The organism is Streptomyces rhizosphaerihabitans (genome assembly GCF_025399795.1).
Classification (GTDB): domain Bacteria; phylum Actinomycetota; class Actinomycetes; order Streptomycetales; family Streptomycetaceae; genus Streptomyces; species Streptomyces rhizosphaerihabitans.
In genome coordinates this window covers 1-316 of record NZ_JAODTZ010000213.1, presented here as the reverse complement: position 1 = coordinate 316, position 316 = coordinate 1, and the positions used below count along the sequence as shown (strand labels likewise).

The 316-nt window shown below is 69.6% G+C and carries 1 protein-coding gene; it reads left to right on the top strand.

The genetic code is table 11. The features are described from left to right. A partial coding sequence (locus N4G66_RS45460; protein ID WP_391859000.1) for an ABC transporter permease occupies window positions 1-316 on the top strand: 316 nt, incomplete at both ends.

Below are 316 nucleotides of genomic sequence, written 5' to 3'. Positions count from 1 at the left end.
ACGGCACGTCTACGCCCTGGGCAACAGCGCCGAGGCCGCCCGGCTCAACGGCATCCGTACCTCCCGCCTGACCATCGGCATCTACACCGTGGCCGGTCTGCTGTACGGCATCGCCGCCCTGCTACTCATCTCCCGCACCGGAGTCGGCGACCCGCAGGCCGGGCAGACCGACAACCTCGACAGCATCACCGCCGTGGTCCTCGGCGGCACCAGCCTCTTCGGCGGACGCGGCTCGGTCCTGGGCACCTTCATCGGCGTCCTCATCGTCGGCGTGTTCCGCAACGGCCTCCAGCTGATGGGCGTCGCCTCCATCTAC